This window comes from Citrobacter sp. Cb004 (genome assembly GCF_030337065.1).
Classification (GTDB): domain Bacteria; phylum Pseudomonadota; class Gammaproteobacteria; order Enterobacterales; family Enterobacteriaceae; genus Citrobacter; species Citrobacter braakii.
Genome location: NZ_JAOWCH010000050.1, coordinates 22,584 through 45,374 on the forward strand (window position 1 = coordinate 22,584; position 22,791 = coordinate 45,374).

Genomic DNA, 22,791 nt, shown 5'->3' on the forward strand with positions numbered 1-22,791 from the left:
TGTTGTTATTTGAGAGACTAAAAAAGCCGCCTTATATGGCAGCAAGGAGAAAAAGCAGGGGAAATTTCAGTCTATTGTAGCGAGGAATACGTAATTCTCCAGTGAAAAAACAGGCAGTAGCGGCGCATTGCTGGCAACCTGAATTTCCACCTGCTATTGTGCTGTGCAGAGATGTCTTAATTCAGTTCAGGAGTTAGAAGTATGTTTACGGGTATTGTGCAGGGCACCGCGAAATTGGTGTCCATTGATGAAAAACCAAATTTTCGTACGCATGTTGTGGAGTTACCTGAATATATGTTGGATGCGCTGGAGACCGGCGCATCGGTTGCCCACAATGGGTGCTGCCTGACGGTAACCGAAATCAACGGTAACCAGATAAGCTTTGATCTGATGAAAGAAACGCTGCGTATCACCAATCTGGGTGACCTGAAGGTTGGGGATTTGGTCAACGTTGAGCGTGCGGCAAAATTCAGTGATGAAATTGGCGGACATTTAATGTCGGGCCATATTATGACGACCGCCGAAGTGTCGAAAATTCTGACCTCGGAGAACAACCGCCAGGTGTGGTTTAAAGTTCAGGATCCGTCGCTGATGAAATACATCTTGTACAAAGGATTTATCGGAATTGATGGCATCAGTCTGACGGTCGGCGAGGTGACACCGACGCGTTTCTGTGTGCATTTGATCCCGGAAACGCTGGAACGTACGACGCTGGGTAAGAAAAAGTTAGGCGCGCGGGTCAATATCGAAATCGATCCTCAAACCCAGGCGGTGGTTGATACCGTTGAGCGCGTACTGGCGGCGCGTGAAAGCGCCATCAGTAACGTAACGGGTGAGGCGGGAGCCTAAGCCAGAGTGTAAAACCCCCGTTGGCACGGGGGTGATAACGATTAGCGGGGAACGCGCAGGCCGTGTTCAACGCCGCGGGAAAAAACCACCTGCCACAGCTGAATGTCGCGAGCACGAAACGCACCGGCGCAGGCGTTCAGGTAATAGCTGAACATCCGTTTAAAGCGTTCGGTATAGTTATCGGCGATTTCAGGCCAGGATCTCATGAAACGCTCGTGCCAGGCCATCAACGTTGTATCGTAATCCGCGCCAAAATTATGCCAGTCTTCCATCACAAAATGCGGCTCGCTGGCGTTGGCAATCTGGCGAACTGACGGTAAACAGCCGTTCGGGAAGATATATTTATTGATCCACGGATCAACGTTATTGTCGGTCTTTTTAGAGCCGATGCTATGCAGCAAAAAGAGGCCGTCGGGTTTTAAATTACGATCAACCACCTCAAAATAAGTCGCGTAGTTCTTCGGCCCCACATGCTCAAACATGCCGACGGAGACAATGCGATCAAATTTGTCGTTAAGGTCGCGATAATCCTGCAGCAAAATTGTGACATCCAGCCCCGCACAACGCGCCTGCGCCATTTTCTGCTGTTCTGCCGAAACGGTCACGCCCACCACGCTAACGCCATATTGTGACGCCATAAACTGGGATAAGCCGCCCCAGCCGCAGCCAATATCGAGCACCCGCATGCCTGGCTTCAACTGCAGTTTTTCGGCAATCATTTTTAGCTTCGCCTGTTGGGCAGATTCCAGGGTATCGGCATCTTTCCAGTAGGCGCAGGAATACTGCATATAAGGGTCCAGCATGCGGGTAAAGAGATCGTTGCCCAAATCGTAGTGTTCTTTGCCGACGACCCACGCACGTTTTTTGGTCTGTAAATTGAACAGGCGAGCCGTGGCGATACGGAGCGTATCTTTAAAGTGGCGGGGGAGTTGGTTTTCAAGACCGGCGCGCAGGACTTTACAAAAAAACATGTCCAGCCGGTCGCATTCCCACCAGCCATCCATATAACTTTCGCCCAACCCTAACGATCCTTCCTGCAGTACGCGTTTGAAAAAATCGGGGTTCGTTACGCGAATATCTGCCGGTGCCGGACCATTAATGGTAATACCTGCACGGCTTAATAATTCATTGGTGATGCGGTACCAGTCATCATCCGGTACGCTGACGTCTTCTATACACGATGAACTCATAGCTTCTCCATCACTGGTCGGTGATCAGAACCTTAAAATAGCGTAGACGCTTTTTTGGGCTTTGTGAGAACTCTCACGGAATTAATCCGCGAATCTATAATCCGACGTAGAACAGAGGAAGGGAGGAACCCTTGCCGAAAAGACCATCCATGGGAAAACGGGAACGTTCTTGTCCCCGTTAACACATAACAATTATCGTTTTTTTAACAACCGGAAATCAGTATAGGCCTGAATTTTTGACGATTCAACCAATAAATATTAGCAGGCTAATCAATTATCAAAGGTGATTACTAGTGAGACTCACCGTGGGCAATTTGCGCCCGATCATCTGTGTGCGGGGCGTTAGCCTTCTGCGATTGCATTTTGTAACCCGCGGCCGCCAGCAGCACCGTTGTCAGCATCACGCTGGTGGTGGTGAGCAGCGGGGTGGCGATCAACCAGGAAACCACAAGGCTTGCCAGGAAGCATAAACCCAGTTGCAGTGTGTTCTGCAATGCCGCTGCGCGTCCCGTAGCCTGTGGGAAAGGACGTAACGCCTGAGCCACAACAATTGGGTAGATTGCTCCATTGGCAATCGCCATAACGCAGAATGGGATGAGGATTTCAGCCAGCGCAACATGGTGAATAAATCCGGTTGCCCAGGTGGCCACTACGCTAAAGGCATACAGAATGAGTAACCAGGGCAGCAACTGACGGCCCTGCCATTTTTGCAGCGCAGCGCGGCAGCCGTAACCACCAATTAAGAAAGCGATGGTTTGCGGAACATAACTCAGGCCAATCACCGCCGGACTGTAGCCCATTTCGCTGAGGATGAACGGGGAACCCGTCAGCCACGCGAAGAAGCTCGCGGAGCAGGCGGCATAAATCAGCACGTTTCCGCGGTAAACTTTTGAGCGCAACAGGGTAGCGAAAGTCAGTTTATCCTGGCTGTCGTCGCGTGCTTTAGCTGTTGGTTTTAAGCGCAGAGCCGGAAGCATCAGGATTAGAGTAATGGCAAACAGGGTGGCGAAAATGGCCTGCCAGGAAAAATGTACCAGGATCCAACTGCCTAATAACGGCGCTAATGCCGGGGATAGCCCGACCAACGGCATAATGGTGGCAAAGATGCGGTTTACTTTTTGTGAAGGATAATAATCGGTGACCAGCGCCTGCCAGATAACCGATGCCGCACAAACGCCAACGGCCTGAACAAAGCGCAGTACCAGCAGACCGGTGGCATTTTCAACCCACAGCATGCCCAAACTGCCCAGCGCGAAGATGGATAAACCCAGCAGCAAAACAGGCTTGCGACCATAGTGGTCAGAGAGCGGCCCCCACAGAAGTTGCGCGACGGCAAAACCCGCTAAGAATAAGCTAAGACTGGCGCTGACGGCAGATGCAGGCGTCTGCAGATCGGACTGAATTGCTGCAAAGGCGGGCAGATACATATCCGTTGCCAGAAAGCCGAGTACGCTAAGACCCGCCAGCCAGACTAAAAATCCTTTCCCAGGTTGCATCATCATTTCTCTTTTTTTAGCAGTAGAACAATGCCGCTGAGTGTAGTGAGTGTAATTCTTGCTGTGAAACGCTAATATTTGCTTACTGATTTCAAATTTTTTGTAGGCAGAACATGTGGTCGGAATATTCACTTGAAGTTGTGGATGCGGTTGCGCGTAACGGTAGCTTTAGTTCGGCCGCGCAGGAGTTGCACCGCGTACCCTCGGCGGTAAGCTACACCGTGCGTCAACTGGAAGAGTGGCTGGCGGTGCCGCTTTTTGAGCGACGCCATCGGGACGTGGAATTGACGCCTGCCGGTGCATGGTTTCTCAAAGAAGGCCGCTCTGTTATCAAAAAAATGCAGATCACCCGCCAGCAATGTCAGCAAATTGCCAACGGCTGGCGCGGGCAGTTGGCGATCGCGGTAGATAACATTGTCCGCCCGGATCGTACCCGACAGATGATCGTGGATTTCTACCGTCATTTTGATGATGTGGAGCTGCTGGTTTTCCAGGAGGTGTTTAACGGTGTCTGGGATGCGCTGTCCGATGGGCGCGTTGAGCTGGCAATCGGCGCCACGCAGGCGATTCCGGTGGGGGGGCGCTATACCTTCCGCGACATGGGAATGCTGAGCTGGAGCTGCGTGGTGGCAAGCCATCATCCGTTGGCGTCAATGCCCGGACCGCTAAGCGACGACACGTTGCGCAACTGGCCGTCGCTGGTGCGTGAAGACACGTCGCGTACGCTTCCTAAGCGTATTACCTGGCTGCTGGATAACCAAAAGCGCGTTGTGGTGCCTGACTGGGAATCTTCTGCGACCTGTTTATCTGCAGGTCTGTGCGTGGGCATGGTACCGACGCATTTTGCCAAACCGTGGATTGATAGCGGCAAATGGGTCGCGCTACAGCTGGAGAATCCATTTCCTGATGCCGCATGCTGCCTGACCTGGCAACAGAACGATACGTCGCCAGCATTGAGCTGGCTGCTGGACTATTTAGGGGATAGTGAAACGCTGAATAAGGAATGGTTGCGGGAGCCCGATGAGGCTCCCGCACCACAGTCTTAACGACGGTAATCGCGGAACGGGCCGTCGGCAACGGAACGGCGCTCTACCAGGCGCGGATGAACCTCGATAGACTGCGACTCTTCACGTTTATTCACAATACGGTCTAACAGCATGTTGAAGGCCGTTTCCCCCAGTGAATCTTTAGGCTGGTGAATGGTCGTCAGAGCCGGCGTGAAGAAGCGGGCGTTGCGCACGTTGTCGTAACCGATGAGCGAGACATCCTGCGGTACGCGCAGTCCCATCTCGTCAGCGGCGCACAGCGCACCCATCGCCATGATATCGCCACCGCAGAAGACGGCGGTAGGACGATGCGACTGTGACAGAATTTGCTGCATGGCGCGATAGCCCGATTCAGGCTCAAAATCGCCCTGCACAATCCAGTTTTCAGGAACTTTAATCAGCGCTTCTTCCATCGCTTTCATAAAGCCTGCCAGACGCCCGGCTCCGGTATTACGCTCCATTGGTCCTGGGATCACGCCAATCTCACGATGACCGCGTTCTACCAGATACCGACCCGCCATGTAACCGCCTTCGAAGGCGTTATCAATGACCGTATCGGTAAAGTCGGCTTTAGCTTCGCCCCAGTCCATGACGACCATCGGAATATGGCGGTACTCTTCGAGCATCGAAAGCAGCGACTCCGGATACTCAGAACACATCACCAGCAGACCATCAACGCGCTTTTGCGCCATCATCGACAGATAAGCCTGCTGTTTTTCGAGGCTGTTCCATGCGTTACCCAGAATCAGGGTATAGCCTTTCTGGAAACAGTTTTTCTCAACGGCTTCGATAATTTCAGCGAAATAGGCCGCTTCGCTGCTGGTGGCCAGCAAGCCAATAGACTTGGTGTGATTCACCTTCAGGCTGCGCGCCACGGCGCTCGGAGAATAGTGCAGCTCTTTGATCGCCGCCCAGACAGCATTACGCGTTTCTTCCGCGACAAAGCGCGTCTTGTTAATTACGTGTGATACGGTTGTAGTGGAAACGTTTGCTCGCTTCGCTACATCTTTAATTGTTGCCATTACATCTCACTCCAGACCATATCCTAAGCTCCTGAGAATACTCCAGGTAAACGTTTGCCTTAACACACCCTTAGCGCAACGTAAGGGTTGCGGCACGCCGGGAAAACGACACGGAACGTCAGGAAGGGGTCAATGGCCGGTACGCTAATCAAGTAAGCGTGGAATTTTGTCTGATCTTAACGAAAAGGGGAAGAGTTAAAAGCAGTTATCAATATAAATCGTGAGAGATTTTTGCTTTCAAGTGTGTAAAAATGCGCAATATCACTTTTTGTGTGGGAATAAAAAGGAGAAAACTTGATGAGCACCGATCTGAAATTTTCGTTAGTGACTACCATTATTGTTCTGGGTTTGATCGTCGCGGGTGGCCTGACCGCAGCGCTGCATTGATTTCCCCCGAGGGAGTTCGCTCTCCCTCATCCTTTCCGCTTGCCTTTCCCGTCGATTGTTTGCGAATAAGCAAAAGTCTTTTGCAATTTTGTTAACTTTATTAATTTTGCGATCAATGTCATGCTTTTGACTCTTATTTTATGTCGCGCCCCGGCTCGACGTTACGGAGTCGAAATATGAAACTCAATTATCCTTTACTGGCGCTGGCGATCGGCGCGTTTGGCATTGGCACCACTGAATTTTCGCCAATGGGATTATTGCCCGTCATTGCCAAAGGTGTGGATGTCTCGATTCCCGCGGCCGGAATGTTAATCAGCGCGTATGCGGTTGGGGTGATGGTGGGGGCTCCGCTGATGACATTACTGCTGTCCCATCGTGCGCGACGTAATGCGTTGATATTCCTGATGGCGATTTTCACGCTGGGCAACGTGCTTTCGGCTATCTCGCCGGATTACACCACCCTGATGTTATCGCGTATTTTGACCAGTCTGAACCATGGGGCATTTTTTGGTCTTGGCTCCGTTGTCGCTGCAAGCGTAGTACCCAAACATAAGCAGGCCAGCGCCGTGGCAACCATGTTTATGGGGTTGACCATTGCCAATATTGGTGGCGTTCCTGCGGCGACCTGGCTTGGTGAAACCATCGGCTGGCGTATGTCGTTTATGGCAACGGCGGGTCTGGGCGTCATCTCCATGGTCAGCCTGTTCGTCTCATTACCCAAAGGTGGGGCGGGAGAGCGCCCGGATGTCCGTAGCGAACTGGCGGTACTTATGCGTCCGCAGGTGCTGTCGGCGCTGCTGACGACCGTTCTGGGAGCCGGGGCGATGTTCACGCTTTATACCTATATCTCACCAGTGTTACATACGATCACCCATGCCACACCGGCGTTTGTGACCGGTATGCTGGTGCTGATTGGCGTTGGCTTCTCAATCGGTAACTATCTTGGTGGCAAACTGGCTGACCGTTCCGTCAACGGTACGCTGAAAGGCTTTTTACTGCTGCTGATGGTTATTATGCTGGCCATTCCTTTCCTGGCGCGTAATGAGCTGGGTGCGGCAGTTAGTATGGTGGTCTGGGGGGCAGCGACGTTTGCGGTCGTTCCGCCGTTGCAGATGCGCGTGATGCGCGTTGCCAGCGAAGCGCCTGGATTATCATCGTCAGTCAACATTGGCGCGTTTAATCTGGGGAATGCTCTGGGTGCCGCAGCCGGTGGGGCGGTGATTTCCGGTGGGTTGGGCTACAGCTTTGTTCCGGTGATGGGGGCAATTGTGGCGGGGCTTGCGCTGCTGCTGGTCTTTATCTCGGCGCGCAAACAGCCTGAAGAGGCTTTCACTACCGCGAATTAATGCTAAAACGCAGAAGGGTTCTCCTTCTGCGTCATCTTTTTTATGCTGCGAAGTTCTTCGCAACAAATTCCCAGTTCACCAGCGCCCAGAAGTTTTCCAGGTAGCCAGGACGGGCATTGCGATAATCGATGTAGTAGGCGTGTTCCCATACGTCAACGGTCATCAGCGGCGTCGCGTCGGTGGTCAGCGGTGTACCTGCATTGGAGGTGGAAACGATAGCCAGTTTGCCATCCGTTCCTTTTACCAGCCAGGTCCAGCCAGAACCGAAGTTTTTAATAGCGGCATCGGTGAACTGCGCTTTGAAATCCGCAAAGCTGCCAAAGGAGGCGGCAATTGCTTCGGCCAGTTTACCGGTAGGTTCGCCACCTGCGTTCGGTGCCAGGCAGTTCCAGTAGAACGTGTGGTTCCATACCTGTGCTGCGTTATTGAATACACCGCCTTCAGAGCTACGTACGATCTCTTCCAGTGATTTGCCTTCAAACGCCGTGCCTTTAATCAGGTTGTTCAGATTAGTCACGTAAGTTTGATGGTGTTTGCCATAGTGATATTCCAGCGTTTCGGCAGAAATGTGCGGTGCCAGAGCATCTTTGGCATACGGTAATGCAGGTAATTCAAACGACATTGCTTCTCTCCTTATTATTTGTATTGAGTACACACAATAGCCTCATTGTGAGTAAGGATAGGGTAGCAAATTGAAAGGTTATGCAAAAGAAGAACTTACCCTACAGCAGGTACTGTAGGGTAAGTTTTTAACGAATTGTTTTTGGCGTCATTACCCGACGAGCGCCCACATAGTGGCGCTGCCAGTAATCTTCACTCAGAGAGGTGATTTGAATTTCCTGACCGCTGCGCGGTGACTGAATAAACTTACCGTTGCCAACATAAACGCCAACGTGATCGGCAGTTCCACGCCCCTGGGTACGGAAAAATACCAGATCGCCATTTTTCAGTTCGCCACGTTCAATCGGCGCAGCATCGCGCAGATGATACATTTCGTTCGCTGTACGTGGAATGCGGAATTTCACCAGATCTTTATAGGCGTAATAGACCAGACCGCTGCAGTCAAACCCGGTTCTTGGTGAGGTGCCGCCCCAGCGATAAGGCTTGCCGATCTGGTTCATCAGCGTGGACATGGCGGTTTTAGTGGCTTTCTGCACTTTCACTTTATGCGCGTCAGCCAGCGTCGTTGGTGCGGTGGTTTTCACTTTTACACAGCGCGGCTTATGACCTTTGCGCGGCGTGCATTTTTCAGTCCAGGTAACGGCAGCGGTTTGTGCTGCGGTGTTTTTACCACGACGGTTTGCTGTTTTAGTCGACTTTGCCGGAGCGGCAGTGCGATGTTTAGAAGAGGAAGCGGTTTTGGTGCTGGTTTTGCTGGTGGTTTTTGTCGCCGTTTTCTTGCTGGTTTTTGTTGTTTTTTGGCTGGTTGTTGCGCTTTTCTTTTTATCTACCGTTTTGATGGTGTGGGAATGGGTAGGTGTCGTCCTGGCCTGCTTGGAAGCATGAGCCATGGGCGTAAAGGGCAGTGTAGTAAAAAGTAAAGCACAGAGCGTGATCGAGATTCGGTTTATCCGCGCCACTGAGCAATCCTCTGGTAAGGCAGGTCTATCATGCCTGCGTGTGATTTTCAAAACTTGATGATTCTAATCTATAGAAAGAGGGAAAGTTAATAGCTTTTTTGTTTAAAACTACGTTTCGTAACCGACCGCAAAAAAAATCAGCAATTAAAGTTGGCGTTGGTGAATGAATAATCAAATCCACAGGCTTTAAGGGGATAAATGAGATTGTGAATGCAACTTTTGGCGTCAGGGGATAAAATAATAACGCGTAATGAAAATGTTATTTTCCGTTGCCTGTCTGACCCGCTACAATGTCAGACTACTGCCGTAAAAGAAGTTTAAGGAAGCAAGATAATGAGCACCACTATCGAAAAAATCCAGCGCCAGATCGCTGAAAACCCGATTCTCCTGTACATGAAAGGTTCCCCTAAACTGCCAAGCTGCGGTTTCTCCGCTCAGGCTGTGCAGGCGCTGTCCGCCTGTGGTGAACGCTTTGCTTATGTTGATATTCTGCAGAACCCGGATATTCGCGCCGAGCTGCCGAAATACGCAAACTGGCCAACCTTCCCGCAGCTGTGGGTTGATGGTGAGCTGGTTGGCGGCTGTGACATTTTGATCGAAATGTACCAGCGCGGTGAGTTGCAGCAGCTGATTAAAGAAACAGCGGCGAAATACAAAACCGAAGAGCCGGACGCTGAATAATATCAGCGTAAATAAAAAAGCGACCTCGTGATGGTCGCTTTTTTTATCGGTCCGTTATGCCTCTTCAGGCACGGGAAGAGGCCAGCCGCCGAGACGTTTCCAGCGGTTAACAATTTCGCAAAACAGCACGGCCGTCCGTTCGGTGTCATACAGCGCCGAGTGCGCCTGAGTCCCGTCAAATTCCATTCCTGCCGCCAGGCACGCTTTCGATAACACAGTTTGCCCCAGAGACAGGCCGCTTAAGGCCGCAGTATCAAAGGTGACGAACGGATGAAATGGATTACGTTTGAGCGAGGCGCGTTCTGCTGCGGCCATCATAAAACTGTGGTCGAACGTAGCGTTATGCGCCACCATGATCGCCCGATTGCAGCCGCTGTCTTTAATGCCTTTACGCACCATTTTAAAGATGGCATGCAGAGCGTCATATTCGCTGACCGCGCCGCGTAGCGGATTGTTAGGGTCAATTCCGTTAAAGGCGAGGGCTTCCGGCTGCAAATTCGCGCCTTCAAATGGCTCTACGTGGAAATGTAACGTCGTGTCCGGCATCAGCCAGCCTTGTTCATCCATTTTCAGTGTGATGGCTGCGATCTCAAGCAGCGCATCGGTTTTGGCATTGAACCCTGCGGTTTCGACATCAATGACGACAGGATAAAAACCACGAAAACGGTCACACAGACCGGAAAGTTGAGCGTTATCGGACATCTGGGTCTCTTAATACGGGAAAATTGCAGCGCGTATTATGGCAAAATGATGAGTATAAAACTACGGGCACAGACGATCTGCGCCCGTGGGGAGGTTAGTCGCCCAGGCCGCGCCCGGCGTCTTTCTCTTCGATCAGTTCAATTTTGTAACCGTCTGGATCTTCAACGAATGCGATTACGGTTGTGCCGCCTTTTACCGGACCGGCTTCACGCGTGACGTTACCGCCATTCTGACGAATACGTTCACAGGCTTCGGCTGCGTTATCTACGCTCAGGGCGATATGGCCGTAGGCAGTGCCCAGCTCATACTTGTCGACACCCCAGTTATAGGTCAGTTCGATCACGGCTTCGCTGGTTTCAGGGCCGTAGCCGACAAAGGCCAGGGAGTATTTGTATTCAGGGTTTTCGCTGGTACGCAGCAGCTTCATGCCCAGCACGTTGGTATAAAACTCGATGGAACGCTGCAGGTCACCCACGCGCAGCATGGTATGAAGTAAACGCATCTTTTTCCCCTTCGAAAATGGCTAATACATTCAAAATGTTGTTTTAGTATAGCGGCGTTGTTACGCCGCTATCAATGGCAGAACGGAGTTTGTGACGTTAGAGGGTAGGATAATCGGTGTAACCTTCCGCGCCGCCGCCGTAGAAGCTTTCGGCACGTTGCGGATTCAGCTCCGCTTTACGCTGCAGGCGCGCAACCAGATCCGGGTTAGCGATATAGGCGCGACCAAAAGCAACGGCGTCGATCAGGCCTTTCTCGATCAGTGCTTCTGCTTTTTCAGGTGTGTAGGCACCCGCACCAATGATCGGACCGTGGAAACGCGCACGAACTTTTTCGCGAAACGCATCGGAATACGGCTCGCCGCCAGCCCAGTCCGGCTCAGACATATGCAGGTAAGCGATTCCGCGCTTGCCCAGTTGTTCAATCAGATACAGCGCATCGGCTTCTTCGTTCGGCCCGTTGTCAACGTTCTGGAATGAGCCAATCGGAGATACGCGAATACCAATGCGATCGGCACCCCATTCTTTAATACCGGCATCGACAACTTCCAGCACCAGACGTGCACGATTTTCGACGCTGCCGCCGTACTGATCGGTACGCTGGTTAGACGTTGGCGACAGGAACTGGTGCAGCAGATAGCCGTGAGCGGAGTGCAGTTCAACCATGTCGAAACCCGCTTCGCGCGCGTTGGCAATCGCCTGACGGAAGTCATTAACGATGCCGGGAATTTCTTCCGTTTCCAGCGCACGCGGCATTGAGGTATCCGCACGCGTTGCCAGACCATTTTCATCACGAAGCGAGGTCCGGGTTCCGGCGCTAATCGCGGAAGGTGCGACCGGTGCCTGACCGTTGGGCTGCAGACTGGCGTGAGAGATGCGCCCGGTATGCCACAACTGGACCGCAATATGACCTTGCTCCGCATGTACGGCAGCGGTGATTTTTTTCCATGCGGCAATTTGCGCTTCGCTGTGTAAGCCGGGTGCCCCCGCATAGCCTTTCGCCTGCGCGGAAATCTGTGTAGCTTCACTGATGATAAGACCCGCGCTGGCGCGTTGACGGTAATACTCGGCCATCAGCGGAGTAGGGATGTCGCCAGGCTCAATGCTGCGCAGACGCGTCAGTGGCGCCATGAATACGCGGTTTGCTGCCGTAATAGCACCCAATTTCAGTGGGGAAAAAAGTTTTTCAGATGACATATGGCACTCCTGAATAGACCGGTCGTCTAGTAATAAAAGAAATAAAAACGCCTGTTAAACGGCAGGCGTAGTAATGATGGTTTTAACGTGCGCCAGCGCATTTTCCAGCGGGGTGGCGCTACGAGAAATCTTGGCCTGCAGGTTGGCGCCCAGCCACAGCGCATACAATACCTGCGCCTGCTGTAACGGCTCGCCAACAAAGGACAGACAATGGTTTGCCTGACCTTTCTCCAGCGCCTGCGCTAACAGCGCAATAATGTGCCGCGCGCCTTTATCCATCGCCGTGCGCATATCTTCTGACAGATCGCACACTTCGGCAGACAGTTTTACGGTTAAACAACCGCTGATAATGCCGTGCTGGCTAAACTGGTTCAGGGTTTCCTGATAGTAGGCCAGAATACGGTCGCGATAGTTTCCTGCCCCCGTATCAAAGTGCGTAGCCAGTCGCTGATGATAGGCCGCATAGTGGCGTTCCAGCATCGCAACACCGAACGCTTCTTTAGAGCGAAAATAGTGATAAAACGAACCTTTGGGGACTTCAGCGGTTTTCAGTAGTTCGCTTAAGCCCATACCGGTGAAGCCGCGCTGCATACACAGCAGTTCGCCCGTCGCCAGCAGATGTTCGCGTGTATCGTGTTCAGTGATTTTGTTCATGGGAAGGAGTGTAATAGACCAGTCGGTCTAATGCAATAGCGCTTGCGAGAAATTCAGTTAACGTCTTCAATAGGTATATCAATCTTACGAAAGGAGGGGATGTGGCCGAACAGCTGGAGTTTTTCCCCGTCCAGAGCCCATGCCGTGGAATATGTCAGTCTGACGAGCGCGGTTTTTGCCGCGGCTGTTTTCGCAGTCGGGATGAGCGTTTTAACTGGCAAAAGATGAGCGATGCCGAAAAGCAGGAAGTGCTACGGCTTTGTCGTCAGCGCCTGATGCGTAAATTACGAGCAAACAAAGCCAACCCTTCGGAAGAACCGCAACAACCTTCACTCTTTTAAAAGCGTAATTGCGTATACTCGATGCACATTCACTTATAAGGAAGCTGCTATGGTTCAGCGTATTACTATTGCGCCGCAAGGTCCGGAATTTTCTCGCTTTGTAATGGGGTATTGGCGCCTGATGGACTGGAATATGTCCGCGCGCCAGCTAGTCAGCTTTATTGAAGAACATCTGGACCTGGGCGTTACCACCGTCGATCACGCCGATATTTACGGCGGATACCAGTGTGAAGCGGCGTTTGGCGAGGCACTGAAGCTGGCCCCGCATCTGCGTGAAAAAATGCAGATTGTTACCAAGTGCGGGATCGCCACGACGGCGCGCACGGAAAATGCGCTGGGTCATTACATCACCGACAGCGCGCATATCATTGCCAGTGCGGAAGCATCGTTGAAGTTACTGGCGACCGATCATATTGATTTGCTGCTCATCCACCGTCCCGATCCGCTCATGGATGCGGACGACGTCGCTGACGCGTTCAAAAAATTGCACCATAGCGGAAAAGTGCGTCACTTTGGCGTATCTAACTTCACCCCGGCACAGTTCTCACTGCTGCAATCGCGTCTGCCGTTCACGCTGGCGACTAACCAGGTTGAGATCTCACCGGTACATCAGCCGCTCCTGCTGGATGGTACTTTAGATCAACTGCAACAACTGCGCATTCGTCCGATGGCCTGGTCCTGCCTCGGCGGTGGTCGTCTGTTTAATGACGATGCGTTCCAGCCATTACGTAATGAACTTGCCACAATCGCAGAAGAGTTAAACGCGCAGTCCATTGAGCAGGTGGTGTACGCCTGGATTTTACGTCTGCCGTCTCAGCCGTTGCCGATTATTGGCTCAGGGAAGATAGAGCGCGTACGCGCTGCCGTTGAGTCTGAGTCATTGAACATGTCTCGCCAGCAGTGGTTCCGTATTCGCAAAGCCGCGCTGGGTTACGACGTACCGTAATCGCGTTTTTGACGCTTCTCCGTTCAAATTTGTGTCACTGGTTTACACTTATCAATCAGACACCTTTCGGACGGAGGTCTTATGAAGCGTTTGAGTTTGGCCATTATTACTCTACTCGCCTGTGCAGGTGCGCAGGCTGCAAGTGAAGAAAAAGTGACGATGAATCTGGTAACGTCGCAAGGCGTCGGCCAGGCGATTGGTACGGTCACTATTGCTGAAACCGGGAAAGGGCTGGAGTTTACGCCCGATCTGAAAGCGCTGCCGCCGGGTGAACATGGCTTCCATGTCCATGCGAATGGCAGTTGCCAACCGGCGATTAAAGAAGGAAAAGCCTCAGCCGCGGAATCGGCTGGAGGCCATTATGATCCGCACCAAACCGGCAAGCACGAAGGCCCGGAAGGCGCAGGCCACATGGGCGACCTGCCGCTGCTGGTGGTGAATAACGACGGTAACGCCACAACACCGGTCATTGCGCCGCGGCTGAAAACGCTCGATGAGGTTGAAGGCAAAGCGCTGATGATCCATGTCGGTGGCGATAATATGTCCGATCAACCAAAACCGCTTGGCGGTGGCGGAGCGCGCTACGCCTGTGGCGTTATCAAATAATCAATTGCCTAGCGTACCCGGCGGAGGCGCCTGTTCGAGCTGCGAAAGCGAGCAGTGTAGTCGCCAGATAAGCGCCGACAGTTCCTGCGCCGCAGGTTGATGATGGTGGGCGAGCGTGTCGCAAATACGCTGTAGCTCACTCAGCGTGGCATTCAGCGGTCGTTGCTGAACGCCGCGCTCACTCATTACGTCGCGAAGCAGCGAAATACACACGTCTCTGACGCGAGCCAGAGGATCTGAACGCACCTCCCAGGTGCGCAGTTGCCACACCACGTGCGAGCAGTTCAGCAAGACAACCCCCCAACGCAATAGCCAGCGTCGCGCCAGGGCATCCTGACTGTTGCTGAGCTGGCTGACGTGGTGATAGGTCAGCGACTCAAATTCGTTTTCGCTGAGCGAGGGATGTCGGCTGAGCTGATCGACAAAATCCCGGCGCAGGGCGCGAATATGGCGGCGGCCTTTCCGCGCATCCGATCCAGGCCGCAGAATGGCGAATGCCAGCCACGATAGCGCCACGCCGGTGATTTTCGCCATATTGTCATTCAGGAAATCAGCAAAATCATAAACCGGCGGATTAGTCACCGCGATAAACGATCCCATAAACACGATTAGCTGTCCCCAAAGACCCGCCAGCGCTGGCATTTGTAGCTTCAGGAGTTGCATGGTAGCGAGCAACGGGAAGAGAAACAGAATGAATTGCCAGAGGTCAGAGATTTGCACCATCAGGCCAAACTTAACCACAAAGCTAAACAGCGACAGCAGAACCAACGTGCGCATCAGCAAAGAAAGTGACTTGAACGGCGTGGCTACGGCGGAATAGAGCACGCTGCTGATGGCCGCGAGCGTTAGTGCGCCAGAGCCTGATTCCCATTGCGCGCCAATGCTCCATGCGCCGATAAGCATCAGTGTACAGAACGTACGCAATCCGCTCCAGAGAGCTTCCGCATTATCGGTATGACGGGCAAGTCCTGGCGTGCGGGCGATAGTAATACGCTCGGCGGTAACGCCATTTTCCAGTAAATGCAGATAATGACTGCTGCGTAAGTACAGCCGACAAAAATAACGCAGTCGTTGCCAGAAGGCGACGTGCCGATAGTCGCGCGCATCGAGAGGACGCAGGGGGGCGATAATACGCGCGACGGTGTAGGTGTCGGTATTGGATTTGACCAGCTCGCTGAGCAGTTGTTCGATGATTTCCCGGGTATTAGCCGGGGGATTGGGCCAGTTCAGGAGCATCCTGCGCAGACTGGAGATCACGCTGGTCATACGTAACTGCTGATGCAACAGCGAATTGAGCAACGCATTTTGACGGCGAAAACGGTAGTGACTCCAGAACGCCTGAATACGCAGCAGGTTCATGGTAAGAATCTGACCGATAACACCTTCATGAGCTGTGCGAATCGCATCTGTTGTCTCCGGTTGCCAGAGTAAGCTGGCATGCTCCAGTAAACGCGAATGCATGTTTTTCAGCGCGGTAAGCAGCGTAGTGCCATCGGAGGTGCTGGGGAGGATCATCATCATCATGCCGCCGCACAGGATACCGACGATGACCTCGCATACGCGGGCCTGAGCGATATCCCACAACTGCGTAATCTCTATGGTATTGACCATGGGAAAAGCAATGATCGCCGCCGTATAACCGGCCAGTTGAAAGGCATAGGCGACGTTATTGGTGAAATGCGCGCATGCCCAGGTACAAAAACCGATCCACACTGACATGCTCAGCAAAAACAACCACGGCTCATTGAGGGTATGACCGGCAATAATCAACGCGGCGGTGGCACCCAGCAAGCTACCCGCAACACGACCCAGACTTTTGCTGATAACCCCGCCGACGGTGGGAAAGCTGACCACTGCCGCCGAGGTCATCGCCCAGTAGGGCTCATCCAGATTCAGGTAATAGGCGAACGTTAACGCCAGACACATCGCAATGGTATTTCGCAACGCATAACGCCACTGCGCTACCGTGGCTTTAAACCACGGCCAATGGCCTGGCATCAGGTGGGACAGTTTCATTTACGCTGGCCGATAGACACGCTGCAGGTCGTACCAGAAACCAGGGTGACATCCTGCGGCAGAGCGTCGAATTCGATGCGGACCGGAACGCGTTGGGCCAGACGCACCCACGGCACATTGGGTTTGATGTCGGGAATCAGACCGGAATCGCTTTCCACACTTTGGTCGTAGATGGCGCGACCAATACTGGATACGTGACCCTGTAACTTTATGTTGCCGCTGTAGAGCGTGATAACCGCAGGCGCACCTTCACGAATGTGGCGCAACTTGGTTTCTTCAAAATACCCCATCACATAGAAAGAGTGGCTGTCGACAAGGGCAAACAGGGGCTTACCGGTTGAGGCGTAGTCTCCAGTACGAGTTGAAAGGTTGGTGACCCAGCCCGCTACGGGCGCTTTGACCACCGTCTGCGTCAGTTGCCACTGTGCCTGGCGCAGACTGGCCTCGGCTGCTTCAACGCTGGCCTGCATGGCTTTCACGTTGAGGTTAGCAGTATCCAGATCTTCGGCTGAGATATAATTTTGCGATAAATGACGGCGGCGGTTGGCTTCGTTATTGGCTTTCGCCAGATCGGACTGTGCCTTCGCCAGCTGCGCTTGCGCATTTAGTTCAGCAATGTGAAACGGCGTCTTATCGATGATAAAAAGGACATCGCCTTTGTTCACAAACTGGTTATCTTTTATATTGAGTTCGCTAATGCTGCCTGAGACCTGCGGCGTGATGCTGACCTGCTCAGCACGCACTTTGCCATCACGTGTCCAGGGCGATTGCATATAGTAATTCCACATCCACCATCCGGCGAAAACTGCGATGGCAGCGACTATAATGGTGGAGAAGTATTTAATGGTTTTAAGCGACATAATCACCACACAATCAGCATTACAAAGGCCAGACATACGCAAAGCATAAAGAGTGACAGATCCATTAACAGGGGATGCCAGATTTCGCCGGAGTAAATCCAGTCGCGTAGCAGGCGATGAACAACCAGCCAGAGAATAAATCCTGCTACAAACGCCTTGAAAACAGGAGGGAAGTAGACAGATGCTCCGATCATTAAATCTTGTAGAGGCAATCCTGTTGCATTAAACATAAACTTCACGGGCAAAATCCTTGGCGGAAGAGAGCATTGCTATAGGTTTAGCAAAAAAGAGACAATGAGTCTCTGTAACGCATAATGTCTGAAAAAATGTCAGCCGGTAAGCAAATTTGGCAATACATTTGTTTTGGGAATACAAATGCTGCACACTATTCTAAAATCAGCACAATAACTTAGCAAGCTAATTATAAGGAGATGAAATTGGAATCGCCATTAGGTTCTGATCTGGCACGGTTGGTGCGCATTTGGCGTGCTCTGATTGACCATCGCCTGAAACCTCTGGAGTTGACGCAGACGCATTGGGTTACGCTGCACAACATTCATCAATTGCCGCCTGATCAATCGCAGATTCAGTTGGCTAAAGCGATTGGCATCGAGCAGCCTTCGTTGGTACGCACGCTTGACCAGCTGGAAGAAAAGGGACTCATTTCACGACAGACTTGCGCCAGCGATCGTCGGGCTAAGAGAATTAAACTGACAGAAAAAGCAGAGCCGCTGATTGCAGATATGGAAGCGGTTATCAACAAGACGCGTGGAGAAATTTTGGAAGGGATTTCAGCTGAGGAAATTGATCTGCTGATTAAACTGGTCGCCAGACTGGAACACAATATTATTGAACTGCAGTCACAGGGCTGAAACGATGAGATGACGTGTGGCCAGAGCCTGACCACACGTGAATTCGATTAGCGTGGAGACACGGTAACCTGGCTGCCGTTGTTAGCCATAACAACGCGCTGGCCAGCTGAGAACTTGGTCGCACCCTGTTTCTGAACCACCATGATGGTATTACCGTCGTCCTTACGGATTTCCAGTTCTACACCCTGGGTTTTATTCATCGCACCTTGTACGCCTTGACCCGCTACGCCACCGGCAACTGCGCCAGCCGCCGTGGCTAATGAACGACCCGTACCGCCGCCGACGGTGTTACCCAGGAACCCGCCGAGTACCGCACCACCAATGGCGCCAATCACGTTTGCGTCATCGCCACCCTGGATTTGCACCGGACGAACATGAACAATTGTACCGTAGGTAACGTTCTGAACTTGTTTCGCTTCGGATGCGGTGTATACGTCGCCTGAAAGGCTATCATTGTTAACGCAGCCCGCCAAAGACACACCCATTAATGCAACAATCAGCACACGTTTAATCATTTACAAATCTCCTTTAACACCACGAAACGCTAATAAAGCACCCTTCATGGCTAAATTATATGGCACTTGTGAGCCTAAGGTCACATGTTCTACTGGAACAATATGAAAATCTTAACCGAAATCGGATATACCGAGTATAAACGAATCATTCATATAATTGATGTAATAAAGCGTCCATTGTAATGATTAGCCCTCAAAAATCATTAAGGAAGCATGGCATTAGTCGGCACTTTATGGTTGAGTGTCAAGGCTAATTTGCTTAAAAGGATGACATATGAAATCGGGCCGTTTTATCGGTGTAATGTCTGGAACCAGCCTTGATGGTGTCGATGTTGTGCTGGCGACAATAGATGAAACGATGGTTGCGCAACAGGCGAGTCTGACCTGGCCTATCCCTCTCCATATAAAGCAGGCGATCCTGGATATCTGTCAGGGGCAGCAGCTTGCGCTATCGCAGTTTGGCCAACTTGACGCACAGCTCGGTTATCTGTTTGCCGAGGCGGTGAATGCGCTGTTGGCACAGGAAAAATTGAAACCGCAGGAGATCGTTGCGATTGGCTGTCATGGGCAAACCGTGTGGCATGAACCGACGGGAATTGCGCCGCACACGCTGCAAATTGGCGACAACAATCAAATCGTCGCGCGTACCGGGATAACGGTGATCGGCGATTTTCGTCGCCGCGATATTGCTCTCGGCGGGCAGGGCGCGCCGTTGGTTCCCGCTTTTCATCAGGCGCTGTTGGCTCATCCAACGGAGCGGCGGATGGTGCTAAACATCGGCGGAATTGCCAATCTGTCTCTGCTTATCCCACAGCAACCCGTTCGCGGTTACGACACCGGGCCGGGCAATATGCTGATGGATGCCTGGATCTGGCGGCAATGCGGCCAACCCTACGACAAAGATGCGCAGTGGGCCACATCGGGAACGGTGATCCTGCCTTTACTGCAAAATATGCTTAACGATCCTTATTTTTCTGCGCCTGCGCCGAAAAGCACTGGCCGCGAGTATTTCAATTATGGCTGGATAGAACGTCATATGGCGCAGTTCCCGGGAATAAGCCCGCGGGATGTGCAGGCGACGCTTGCCGAACTGACGGCCGTGACCATTTCCGAGCAGGTCTTGCTAAGCGGAGGCTGTGAACGGCTAATGGTATGCGGCGGCGGCAGCCGTAATCCGCTGCTGATGATGCGTCTGGCGGCATTATTGCCAGGGACAGAGGTCACTTCAACCGATGAGGCTGGGATCAGCGGCGATGATATGGAGGCCCTGGCTTTTGCCTGGCTGGCGTGGCGAACGCTGGCGGGATTACCGGGAAATCTGCCTTCCGTGACCGGCGCATCAGAACCGAGCGTTTTAGGGGCGATTTATCCCGCTAACCCACGAACTCAGAGTTAACTGAAATTATTCAGCGCCATATGTCGATAAACTAGGGATATTAGGGAGGGTGCCATTACCCTCCAGGACCAGGAAAGTCTTCAGGATATGGCTATGAAAAAACTGTTGTTAGTGTGTCTGCCGGTACTGCTTAGCGGGTGCAGCGTGTACAACCAATTTGTCGAGCGTATGCAAACGGATACGCTTGAATACCGCTGTGACGAAAAACCGCTTACCGTGAAGCTGAACAATACCCGTCAGATGGCGAGTTTTGTTTATGATAATCAGCTATTGAACCTCAAACAGGGCGTGTCGGCATCAGGTGCTCGCTATACCGATGGTATTTACGTCTTCTGGTCTAAAGGCGATGAGGCAACGGTCTATAAACGAGACAGAATTGTGCTAAATAACTGTCAGTTACAGAACCCGAAGCGTTGAGATTTTCACCTGGGCGGCGCACAATAGCGTCACCCACTGACAATCCGTAGCCAACATCATGTCTGATAACGACGAATTGCAGCAAATCGCGCATTTGCGCCGTGAATACACGAAAGGCGGTCTCCGCCGCCGCGATCTTCCCGCCGAGCCCCTTGCGCTGTTCGAGCGCTGGCTGGGGCAAGCCTGTGACGCCAAACTGGCCGATCCCACTGCGATGGTCGTTGCTACCGTCGATGAAAACGGTCAGCCTTATCAGCGTATCGTGTTGCTCAAACATTATGATGATAAAGGGCTGGTTTTCTATACCAACCTCGGTAGCCGTAAGGCACATCAGATTGAGAAAAACCCACGCATCAGCCTCCTGTTTCCCTGGCATACGCTGGAACGGCAGGTGATGGTGATCGGCAAGGCTGAGCGCCTGTCCACGCTGGAAGTGGTGAAATACTTCCACAGTCGCCCACGTGATAGCCAGATTGGCGCCTGGGTCTCTAAGCAATCCAGTCGGATCTCCGCGCGCGGTATTCTGGAAAGCAAATTCCTCGAACTGAAGCAGAAGTTTCAGCAAGGGGACGTTCCACTGCCCAGTTTCTGGGGAGGCTTTCGCGTGAGTATTGAGCAGATGGAGTTCTGGCAGGGTGGCGAAAACCGTCTGCACGATCGTTTTTTATACCAACGCGAAGATAACGCGTGGAAAATTGATCGCCTGGCCCCCTAAAGATGCAAAATTCTTGTTTTAAGCGCTGGTGCTGAACAATCCGGCGCTTTATTCTATGTTTCTTTCGCATCAGGCGAAAAGTCGTGTACCGGCTAAGGTGCAGTCGTTTTATACATGGAGATTTTGATGGCAAGCAGTAACTTGATTAAACAATTGCAAGAGCGGGGGCTGGTGGCCCAGGTGACGGACGAGGAAGCGTTAGCAGAGCGACTGGCGCAAGGCCCGATCGCGCTCTATTGCGGCTTCGATCCTACCGCTGACAGCTTGCATTTGGGGCATCTGGTTCCATTGTTATGCCTGAAACGCTTCCAGCAGGCAGGCCATAAACCTGTCGCACTGGTGGGCGGCGCAACCGGTCTGATTGGTGACCCGAGCTTTAAAGCCGCTGAGCGTAAACTGAATACCGAAGACACCGTGCAGGAGTGGGTGGATAAAATCCGCAAACAGGTTGCACCGTTCCTCGATTTCGACTGTGGCGACAACTCGGCGATTGCTGCGAACAACTATGACTGGTTTGGCAGTATGAATGTACTGACTTTCCTGCGTGATATCGGCAAACACTTCTCCGTTAACCAGATGATCAACAAAGAAGCGGTGAAGCAGCGTCTGAACCGTGACGATCAGGGGATCTCTTTTACCGAGTTTTCTTACAACCTGCTGCAGGGTTATGACTTTGCCTGCCTGAACAAACTGCACGGTGTTGCGCTGCAGATTGGCGGTTCTGACCAGTGGGGCAACATTACTTCGGGTATCGATTTGACCCGTCGCCTGCACCAGAACCAGGTGTTTGGTCTGACCGTTCCGTTGATCACTAAAGCTGACGGCACGAAATTCGGTAAGACGGAAGGCGGCGCTGTGTGGCTGGATCCGAAGAAAACCAGTCCGTACAAATTCTACCAGTTCTGGATCAATACCGCCGATGCGGATGTTTATCGCTTCCTGAAATTCTTCACCTTCATGGACATTGAAGAGATCAATGCGCTGGAAGAAGAAGATAAAAATAGCGGTAAAGCGCCGCGCGCCCAGTATGTTCTGGCTGAGCAAGTAACGCGTCTGGTTCACGGCGAAGAAGGTCTGGTAGCGGCAAAACGTATTACCGAAAGCTTGTTCAACGGTAATCTGAGCGACTTGAGCGAAGCGGATTTCGAACAGCTGGCGCAGGATGGCGTGCCGATGATCGAGATGGACAAAGGTGCCGATCTGATGCAGGCGCTGGTGGACTCCGAGCTGCAACCTTCTCGCGGCCAGGCACGTAAGACTATCGCGTCTAATGCGGTGACCATCAACGGTGAGAAGCAATCCGATCCGGAATATTTCTTCCAGGAGAGTGATATCCTGTTCGGGCGCTACACCTTACTGCGCCGTGGCAAGAAGAACTATTGTCTGATTTGCTGGAAGTAAGATTTAGTTAGCAGGGGCGTGGGAAACTACGCCCCTTTATTTTTTCAGGGTTGTGG

Annotated in this window: 25 protein-coding genes and 1 pseudogene; 13 read left to right on the plus strand and 13 right to left on the minus strand. The window is 52.3% G+C overall.

All coding sequences use genetic code 11. The annotated features are described in order from the left end of the window. Window positions 1–201: 201 nt before the first annotated feature. Window positions 202–849, plus strand: coding sequence for a riboflavin synthase (locus OGV65_RS08505; protein ID WP_016152982.1), 648 nt, complete (start codon window positions 202–204; stop codon window positions 847–849). Between the two features lie 41 nt (window positions 850–890). Here the strand turns inward: OGV65_RS08505 and cfa are convergent, their stop codons facing one another. After that, complete coding sequence (gene cfa / locus OGV65_RS08510) at window positions 891–2,039, minus strand: cyclopropane fatty acyl phospholipid synthase (RefSeq protein WP_016152983.1); 1,149 nt, start codon at window positions 2,037–2,039, stop codon at window positions 891–893. 290 nt (window positions 2,040–2,329) lie between these two features. Beyond that, a complete protein-coding gene (gene punC / locus OGV65_RS08515) occupies window positions 2,330–3,535 on the minus strand; it encodes a purine nucleoside transporter PunC (RefSeq protein ID WP_016156423.1) in 1,206 nt (401 codons plus the stop codon). Between the two features lie 113 nt (window positions 3,536–3,648). On the opposite strand from punC, the gene punR reads away from it, so the two are divergent. Then, window positions 3,649–4,581, plus strand: a complete 933-nt coding sequence (punR, locus tag OGV65_RS08520; protein WP_049281608.1) for a DNA-binding transcriptional activator PunR — start codon at window positions 3,649–3,651, stop codon at window positions 4,579–4,581. On the opposite strand, the gene purR is transcribed toward punR, so the two are convergent. Further along, window positions 4,578–5,603 (minus strand): HTH-type transcriptional repressor PurR, encoded by a 1,026-nt coding sequence (gene purR, locus OGV65_RS08525; RefSeq protein WP_003832757.1) that lies wholly within the window; start codon window positions 5,601–5,603, stop codon window positions 4,578–4,580. The two genes, punR and purR, sit on opposite strands and share 4 nt — an antisense overlap. A 297-nt stretch (window positions 5,604–5,900) precedes the next feature. On the opposite strand from purR, the gene cydH reads away from it, so the two are divergent. Both cydH and OGV65_RS08535 read left to right on the plus strand, forming a co-directional pair. Next, window positions 5,901–5,990 (plus strand): cytochrome bd-I accessory subunit CydH, encoded by a 90-nt coding sequence (gene cydH / locus OGV65_RS08530; RefSeq protein WP_003029209.1) that lies wholly within the window; start codon window positions 5,901–5,903, stop codon window positions 5,988–5,990. A 176-nt stretch (window positions 5,991–6,166) separates the two neighbouring features. Further along, window positions 6,167–7,336 (plus strand): MFS transporter, encoded by a 1,170-nt coding sequence (locus OGV65_RS08535; RefSeq protein WP_103766268.1) that lies wholly within the window; start codon window positions 6,167–6,169, stop codon window positions 7,334–7,336. Window positions 7,337–7,376: 40 nt separating this feature from the next. On the opposite strand, the gene sodB is transcribed toward OGV65_RS08535, so the two are convergent. Both sodB and OGV65_RS08545 read right to left on the minus strand, forming a co-directional pair. Next, on the minus strand, window positions 7,377–7,958 hold the full coding sequence (sodB, locus tag OGV65_RS08540; RefSeq protein ID WP_016152988.1) for a superoxide dismutase [Fe]: 582 nt from the start codon (window positions 7,956–7,958) through the stop codon (window positions 7,377–7,379). A gap of 127 nt (window positions 7,959–8,085) precedes the next feature. Then, window positions 8,086–8,916, minus strand: coding sequence for a C40 family peptidase (locus OGV65_RS08545; protein ID WP_019076728.1), 831 nt, complete (start codon window positions 8,914–8,916; stop codon window positions 8,086–8,088). Between the two features lie 333 nt (window positions 8,917–9,249). Between OGV65_RS08545 and grxD the strand changes: the two genes are divergently transcribed. Next, window positions 9,250–9,597, plus strand: coding sequence for a monothiol glutaredoxin 4 (gene grxD, locus OGV65_RS08550; RefSeq protein ID WP_003832760.1), 348 nt, complete (start codon window positions 9,250–9,252; stop codon window positions 9,595–9,597). A gap of 54 nt (window positions 9,598–9,651) precedes the next feature. On the opposite strand, the gene rnt is transcribed toward grxD, so the two are convergent. The 4 genes from rnt to OGV65_RS08570 all read right to left on the minus strand — a co-directional run bounded on the left by rnt (window position 9,652) and on the right by OGV65_RS08570 (window position 12,650). Further along, window positions 9,652–10,299 (minus strand): ribonuclease T, encoded by a 648-nt coding sequence (gene rnt, locus OGV65_RS08555; RefSeq protein ID WP_016152990.1) that lies wholly within the window; start codon window positions 10,297–10,299, stop codon window positions 9,652–9,654. Between the two features lie 94 nt (window positions 10,300–10,393). After that, on the minus strand, window positions 10,394–10,801 hold the full coding sequence (gene gloA / locus OGV65_RS08560) for a lactoylglutathione lyase (protein ID WP_003029198.1): 408 nt from the start codon (window positions 10,799–10,801) through the stop codon (window positions 10,394–10,396). Window positions 10,802–10,898: 97 nt separating this feature from the next. Next, window positions 10,899–11,996, minus strand: a complete 1,098-nt coding sequence (locus tag OGV65_RS08565) for an alkene reductase (protein ID WP_286454852.1) — start codon at window positions 11,994–11,996, stop codon at window positions 10,899–10,901. A 54-nt stretch (window positions 11,997–12,050) separates the two neighbouring features. Next, the gene (locus tag OGV65_RS08570; protein ID WP_016152991.1) at window positions 12,051–12,650 is read right to left on the minus strand and encodes a TetR/AcrR family transcriptional regulator; all 600 of its coding nucleotides are present in this window, start codon (window positions 12,648–12,650) and stop codon (window positions 12,051–12,053) included. Window positions 12,651–12,751: 101 nt separating this feature from the next. On the opposite strand from OGV65_RS08570, the gene OGV65_RS08575 reads away from it, so the two are divergent. The 3 genes from OGV65_RS08575 (at window position 12,752) to sodC (ending at window position 14,543) form a co-directional block, all read left to right on the plus strand. After that, entirely contained in the window at window positions 12,752–12,991 is a 240-nt protein-coding gene (locus OGV65_RS08575) for a DUF1289 domain-containing protein (protein WP_016156428.1), read from the plus strand. Window positions 12,992–13,040: 49 nt separating this feature from the next. Then, window positions 13,041–13,937: an aldo/keto reductase gene (locus OGV65_RS08580; protein WP_016152993.1), complete on the plus strand. Its 897-nt coding sequence runs from the start codon at window positions 13,041–13,043 to the stop codon at window positions 13,935–13,937. Between the two features lie 81 nt (window positions 13,938–14,018). Then, window positions 14,019–14,543 (plus strand): superoxide dismutase [Cu-Zn] SodC, encoded by a 525-nt coding sequence (gene sodC / locus OGV65_RS08585; protein ID WP_286454853.1) that lies wholly within the window; start codon window positions 14,019–14,021, stop codon window positions 14,541–14,543. Here the strand turns inward: sodC and OGV65_RS08590 are convergent. The 3 genes and pseudogenes from OGV65_RS08590 to OGV65_RS08600 form a co-directional block, all read right to left on the minus strand. Further along, window positions 14,519–16,559 (minus strand): annotated as a pseudogene (locus OGV65_RS08590) (FUSC family protein). The gene sodC and the pseudogene OGV65_RS08590 overlap by 25 nt on opposite strands. Next, window positions 16,556–17,419: an efflux RND transporter periplasmic adaptor subunit gene (locus OGV65_RS08595; RefSeq protein ID WP_016152996.1), complete on the minus strand. Its 864-nt coding sequence runs from the start codon at window positions 17,417–17,419 to the stop codon at window positions 16,556–16,558. The pseudogene OGV65_RS08590 and the gene OGV65_RS08595 overlap by 4 nt, the downstream one beginning before the upstream one ends. A gap of 2 nt (window positions 17,420–17,421) precedes the next feature. Then, window positions 17,422–17,658: a DUF1656 domain-containing protein gene (locus OGV65_RS08600; protein WP_286454854.1), complete on the minus strand. Its 237-nt coding sequence runs from the start codon at window positions 17,656–17,658 to the stop codon at window positions 17,422–17,424. Window positions 17,659–17,850: 192 nt separating this feature from the next. On the opposite strand from OGV65_RS08600, the gene slyA reads away from it, so the two are divergent. Next, complete coding sequence (gene slyA / locus OGV65_RS08605; RefSeq protein ID WP_019076732.1) at window positions 17,851–18,291, plus strand: transcriptional regulator SlyA; 441 nt, start codon at window positions 17,851–17,853, stop codon at window positions 18,289–18,291. A 47-nt stretch (window positions 18,292–18,338) separates the two neighbouring features. Here slyA and slyB read toward each other — a convergent pair whose 3' ends face one another. Next, window positions 18,339–18,806, minus strand: coding sequence for an outer membrane lipoprotein SlyB (slyB, locus tag OGV65_RS08610; protein ID WP_046276343.1), 468 nt, complete (start codon window positions 18,804–18,806; stop codon window positions 18,339–18,341). Window positions 18,807–19,080: 274 nt separating this feature from the next. Between slyB and anmK the strand changes: the two genes are divergently transcribed. The 4 genes from anmK (at window position 19,081) to tyrS (ending at window position 22,735) form a co-directional block, all read left to right on the plus strand. After that, a complete protein-coding gene (anmK, locus tag OGV65_RS08615; RefSeq protein ID WP_286454855.1) occupies window positions 19,081–20,202 on the plus strand; it encodes an anhydro-N-acetylmuramic acid kinase in 1,122 nt (373 codons plus the stop codon). An 87-nt stretch (window positions 20,203–20,289) separates the two neighbouring features. Then, window positions 20,290–20,619: a C-type lysozyme inhibitor gene (gene mliC, locus OGV65_RS08620; protein ID WP_085951051.1), complete on the plus strand. Its 330-nt coding sequence runs from the start codon at window positions 20,290–20,292 to the stop codon at window positions 20,617–20,619. A gap of 58 nt (window positions 20,620–20,677) precedes the next feature. After that, a complete protein-coding gene (gene pdxH, locus OGV65_RS08625; protein WP_047500532.1) occupies window positions 20,678–21,334 on the plus strand; it encodes a pyridoxamine 5'-phosphate oxidase in 657 nt (218 codons plus the stop codon). A gap of 126 nt (window positions 21,335–21,460) precedes the next feature. Then, window positions 21,461–22,735 carry a tyrosine--tRNA ligase gene (gene tyrS / locus OGV65_RS08630; protein WP_003836431.1) on the plus strand — a complete coding sequence of 425 codons (1,275 nt, stop codon included), beginning with the start codon at window positions 21,461–21,463 and terminating at the stop codon, window positions 22,733–22,735. The last annotated feature ends 56 nt before the right edge of the window (window positions 22,736–22,791 follow it).

What these genes read in the sequence shown, in the direction of transcription:
- OGV65_RS08505 (WP_016152982.1), top strand. Translation starts at nt 202, where the DNA reads ATGTTTACGGGTATTGTGCAGGGCACCGCGAAATTGGTGTCCATTGAT.
- cfa (WP_016152983.1), bottom strand. Translation starts at nt 2,039, where the DNA reads ATGAGTTCATCGTGTATAGAAGACGTCAGCGTACCGGATGATGACTGG.
- punC (WP_016156423.1), bottom strand. Translation starts at nt 3,535, where the DNA reads ATGCAACCTGGGAAAGGATTTTTAGTCTGGCTGGCGGGTCTTAGCGTA.
- punR (WP_049281608.1), top strand. Translation starts at nt 3,649, where the DNA reads ATGTGGTCGGAATATTCACTTGAAGTTGTGGATGCGGTTGCGCGTAAC.
- purR (WP_003832757.1), bottom strand. Translation starts at nt 5,603, where the DNA reads ATGGCAACAATTAAAGATGTAGCGAAGCGAGCAAACGTTTCCACTACA.
- cydH (WP_003029209.1), top strand. Translation starts at nt 5,901, where the DNA reads ATGAGCACCGATCTGAAATTTTCGTTAGTGACTACCATTATTGTTCTG.
- OGV65_RS08535 (WP_103766268.1), top strand. Translation starts at nt 6,167, where the DNA reads ATGAAACTCAATTATCCTTTACTGGCGCTGGCGATCGGCGCGTTTGGC.
- sodB (WP_016152988.1), bottom strand. Translation starts at nt 7,958, where the DNA reads ATGTCGTTTGAATTACCTGCATTACCGTATGCCAAAGATGCTCTGGCA.
- grxD (WP_003832760.1), top strand. Translation starts at nt 9,250, where the DNA reads ATGAGCACCACTATCGAAAAAATCCAGCGCCAGATCGCTGAAAACCCG.
- rnt (WP_016152990.1), bottom strand. Translation starts at nt 10,299, where the DNA reads ATGTCCGATAACGCTCAACTTTCCGGTCTGTGTGACCGTTTTCGTGGT.
- gloA (WP_003029198.1), bottom strand. Translation starts at nt 10,801, where the DNA reads ATGCGTTTACTTCATACCATGCTGCGCGTGGGTGACCTGCAGCGTTCC.
- OGV65_RS08565 (WP_286454852.1), bottom strand. Translation starts at nt 11,996, where the DNA reads ATGTCATCTGAAAAACTTTTTTCCCCACTGAAATTGGGTGCTATTACG.
- OGV65_RS08570 (WP_016152991.1), bottom strand. Translation starts at nt 12,650, where the DNA reads ATGAACAAAATCACTGAACACGATACACGCGAACATCTGCTGGCGACG.
- OGV65_RS08580 (WP_016152993.1), top strand. Translation starts at nt 13,041, where the DNA reads ATGGTTCAGCGTATTACTATTGCGCCGCAAGGTCCGGAATTTTCTCGC.
- sodC (WP_286454853.1), top strand. Translation starts at nt 14,019, where the DNA reads ATGAAGCGTTTGAGTTTGGCCATTATTACTCTACTCGCCTGTGCAGGT.
- OGV65_RS08595 (WP_016152996.1), bottom strand. Translation starts at nt 17,419, where the DNA reads ATGTCGCTTAAAACCATTAAATACTTCTCCACCATTATAGTCGCTGCC.
- slyA (WP_019076732.1), top strand. Translation starts at nt 17,851, where the DNA reads ATGAAATTGGAATCGCCATTAGGTTCTGATCTGGCACGGTTGGTGCGC.
- slyB (WP_046276343.1), bottom strand. Translation starts at nt 18,806, where the DNA reads ATGATTAAACGTGTGCTGATTGTTGCATTAATGGGTGTGTCTTTGGCG.
- anmK (WP_286454855.1), top strand. Translation starts at nt 19,081, where the DNA reads ATGAAATCGGGCCGTTTTATCGGTGTAATGTCTGGAACCAGCCTTGAT.
- mliC (WP_085951051.1), top strand. Translation starts at nt 20,290, where the DNA reads ATGGCTATGAAAAAACTGTTGTTAGTGTGTCTGCCGGTACTGCTTAGC.
- pdxH (WP_047500532.1), top strand. Translation starts at nt 20,678, where the DNA reads ATGTCTGATAACGACGAATTGCAGCAAATCGCGCATTTGCGCCGTGAA.
- tyrS (WP_003836431.1), top strand. Translation starts at nt 21,461, where the DNA reads ATGGCAAGCAGTAACTTGATTAAACAATTGCAAGAGCGGGGGCTGGTG.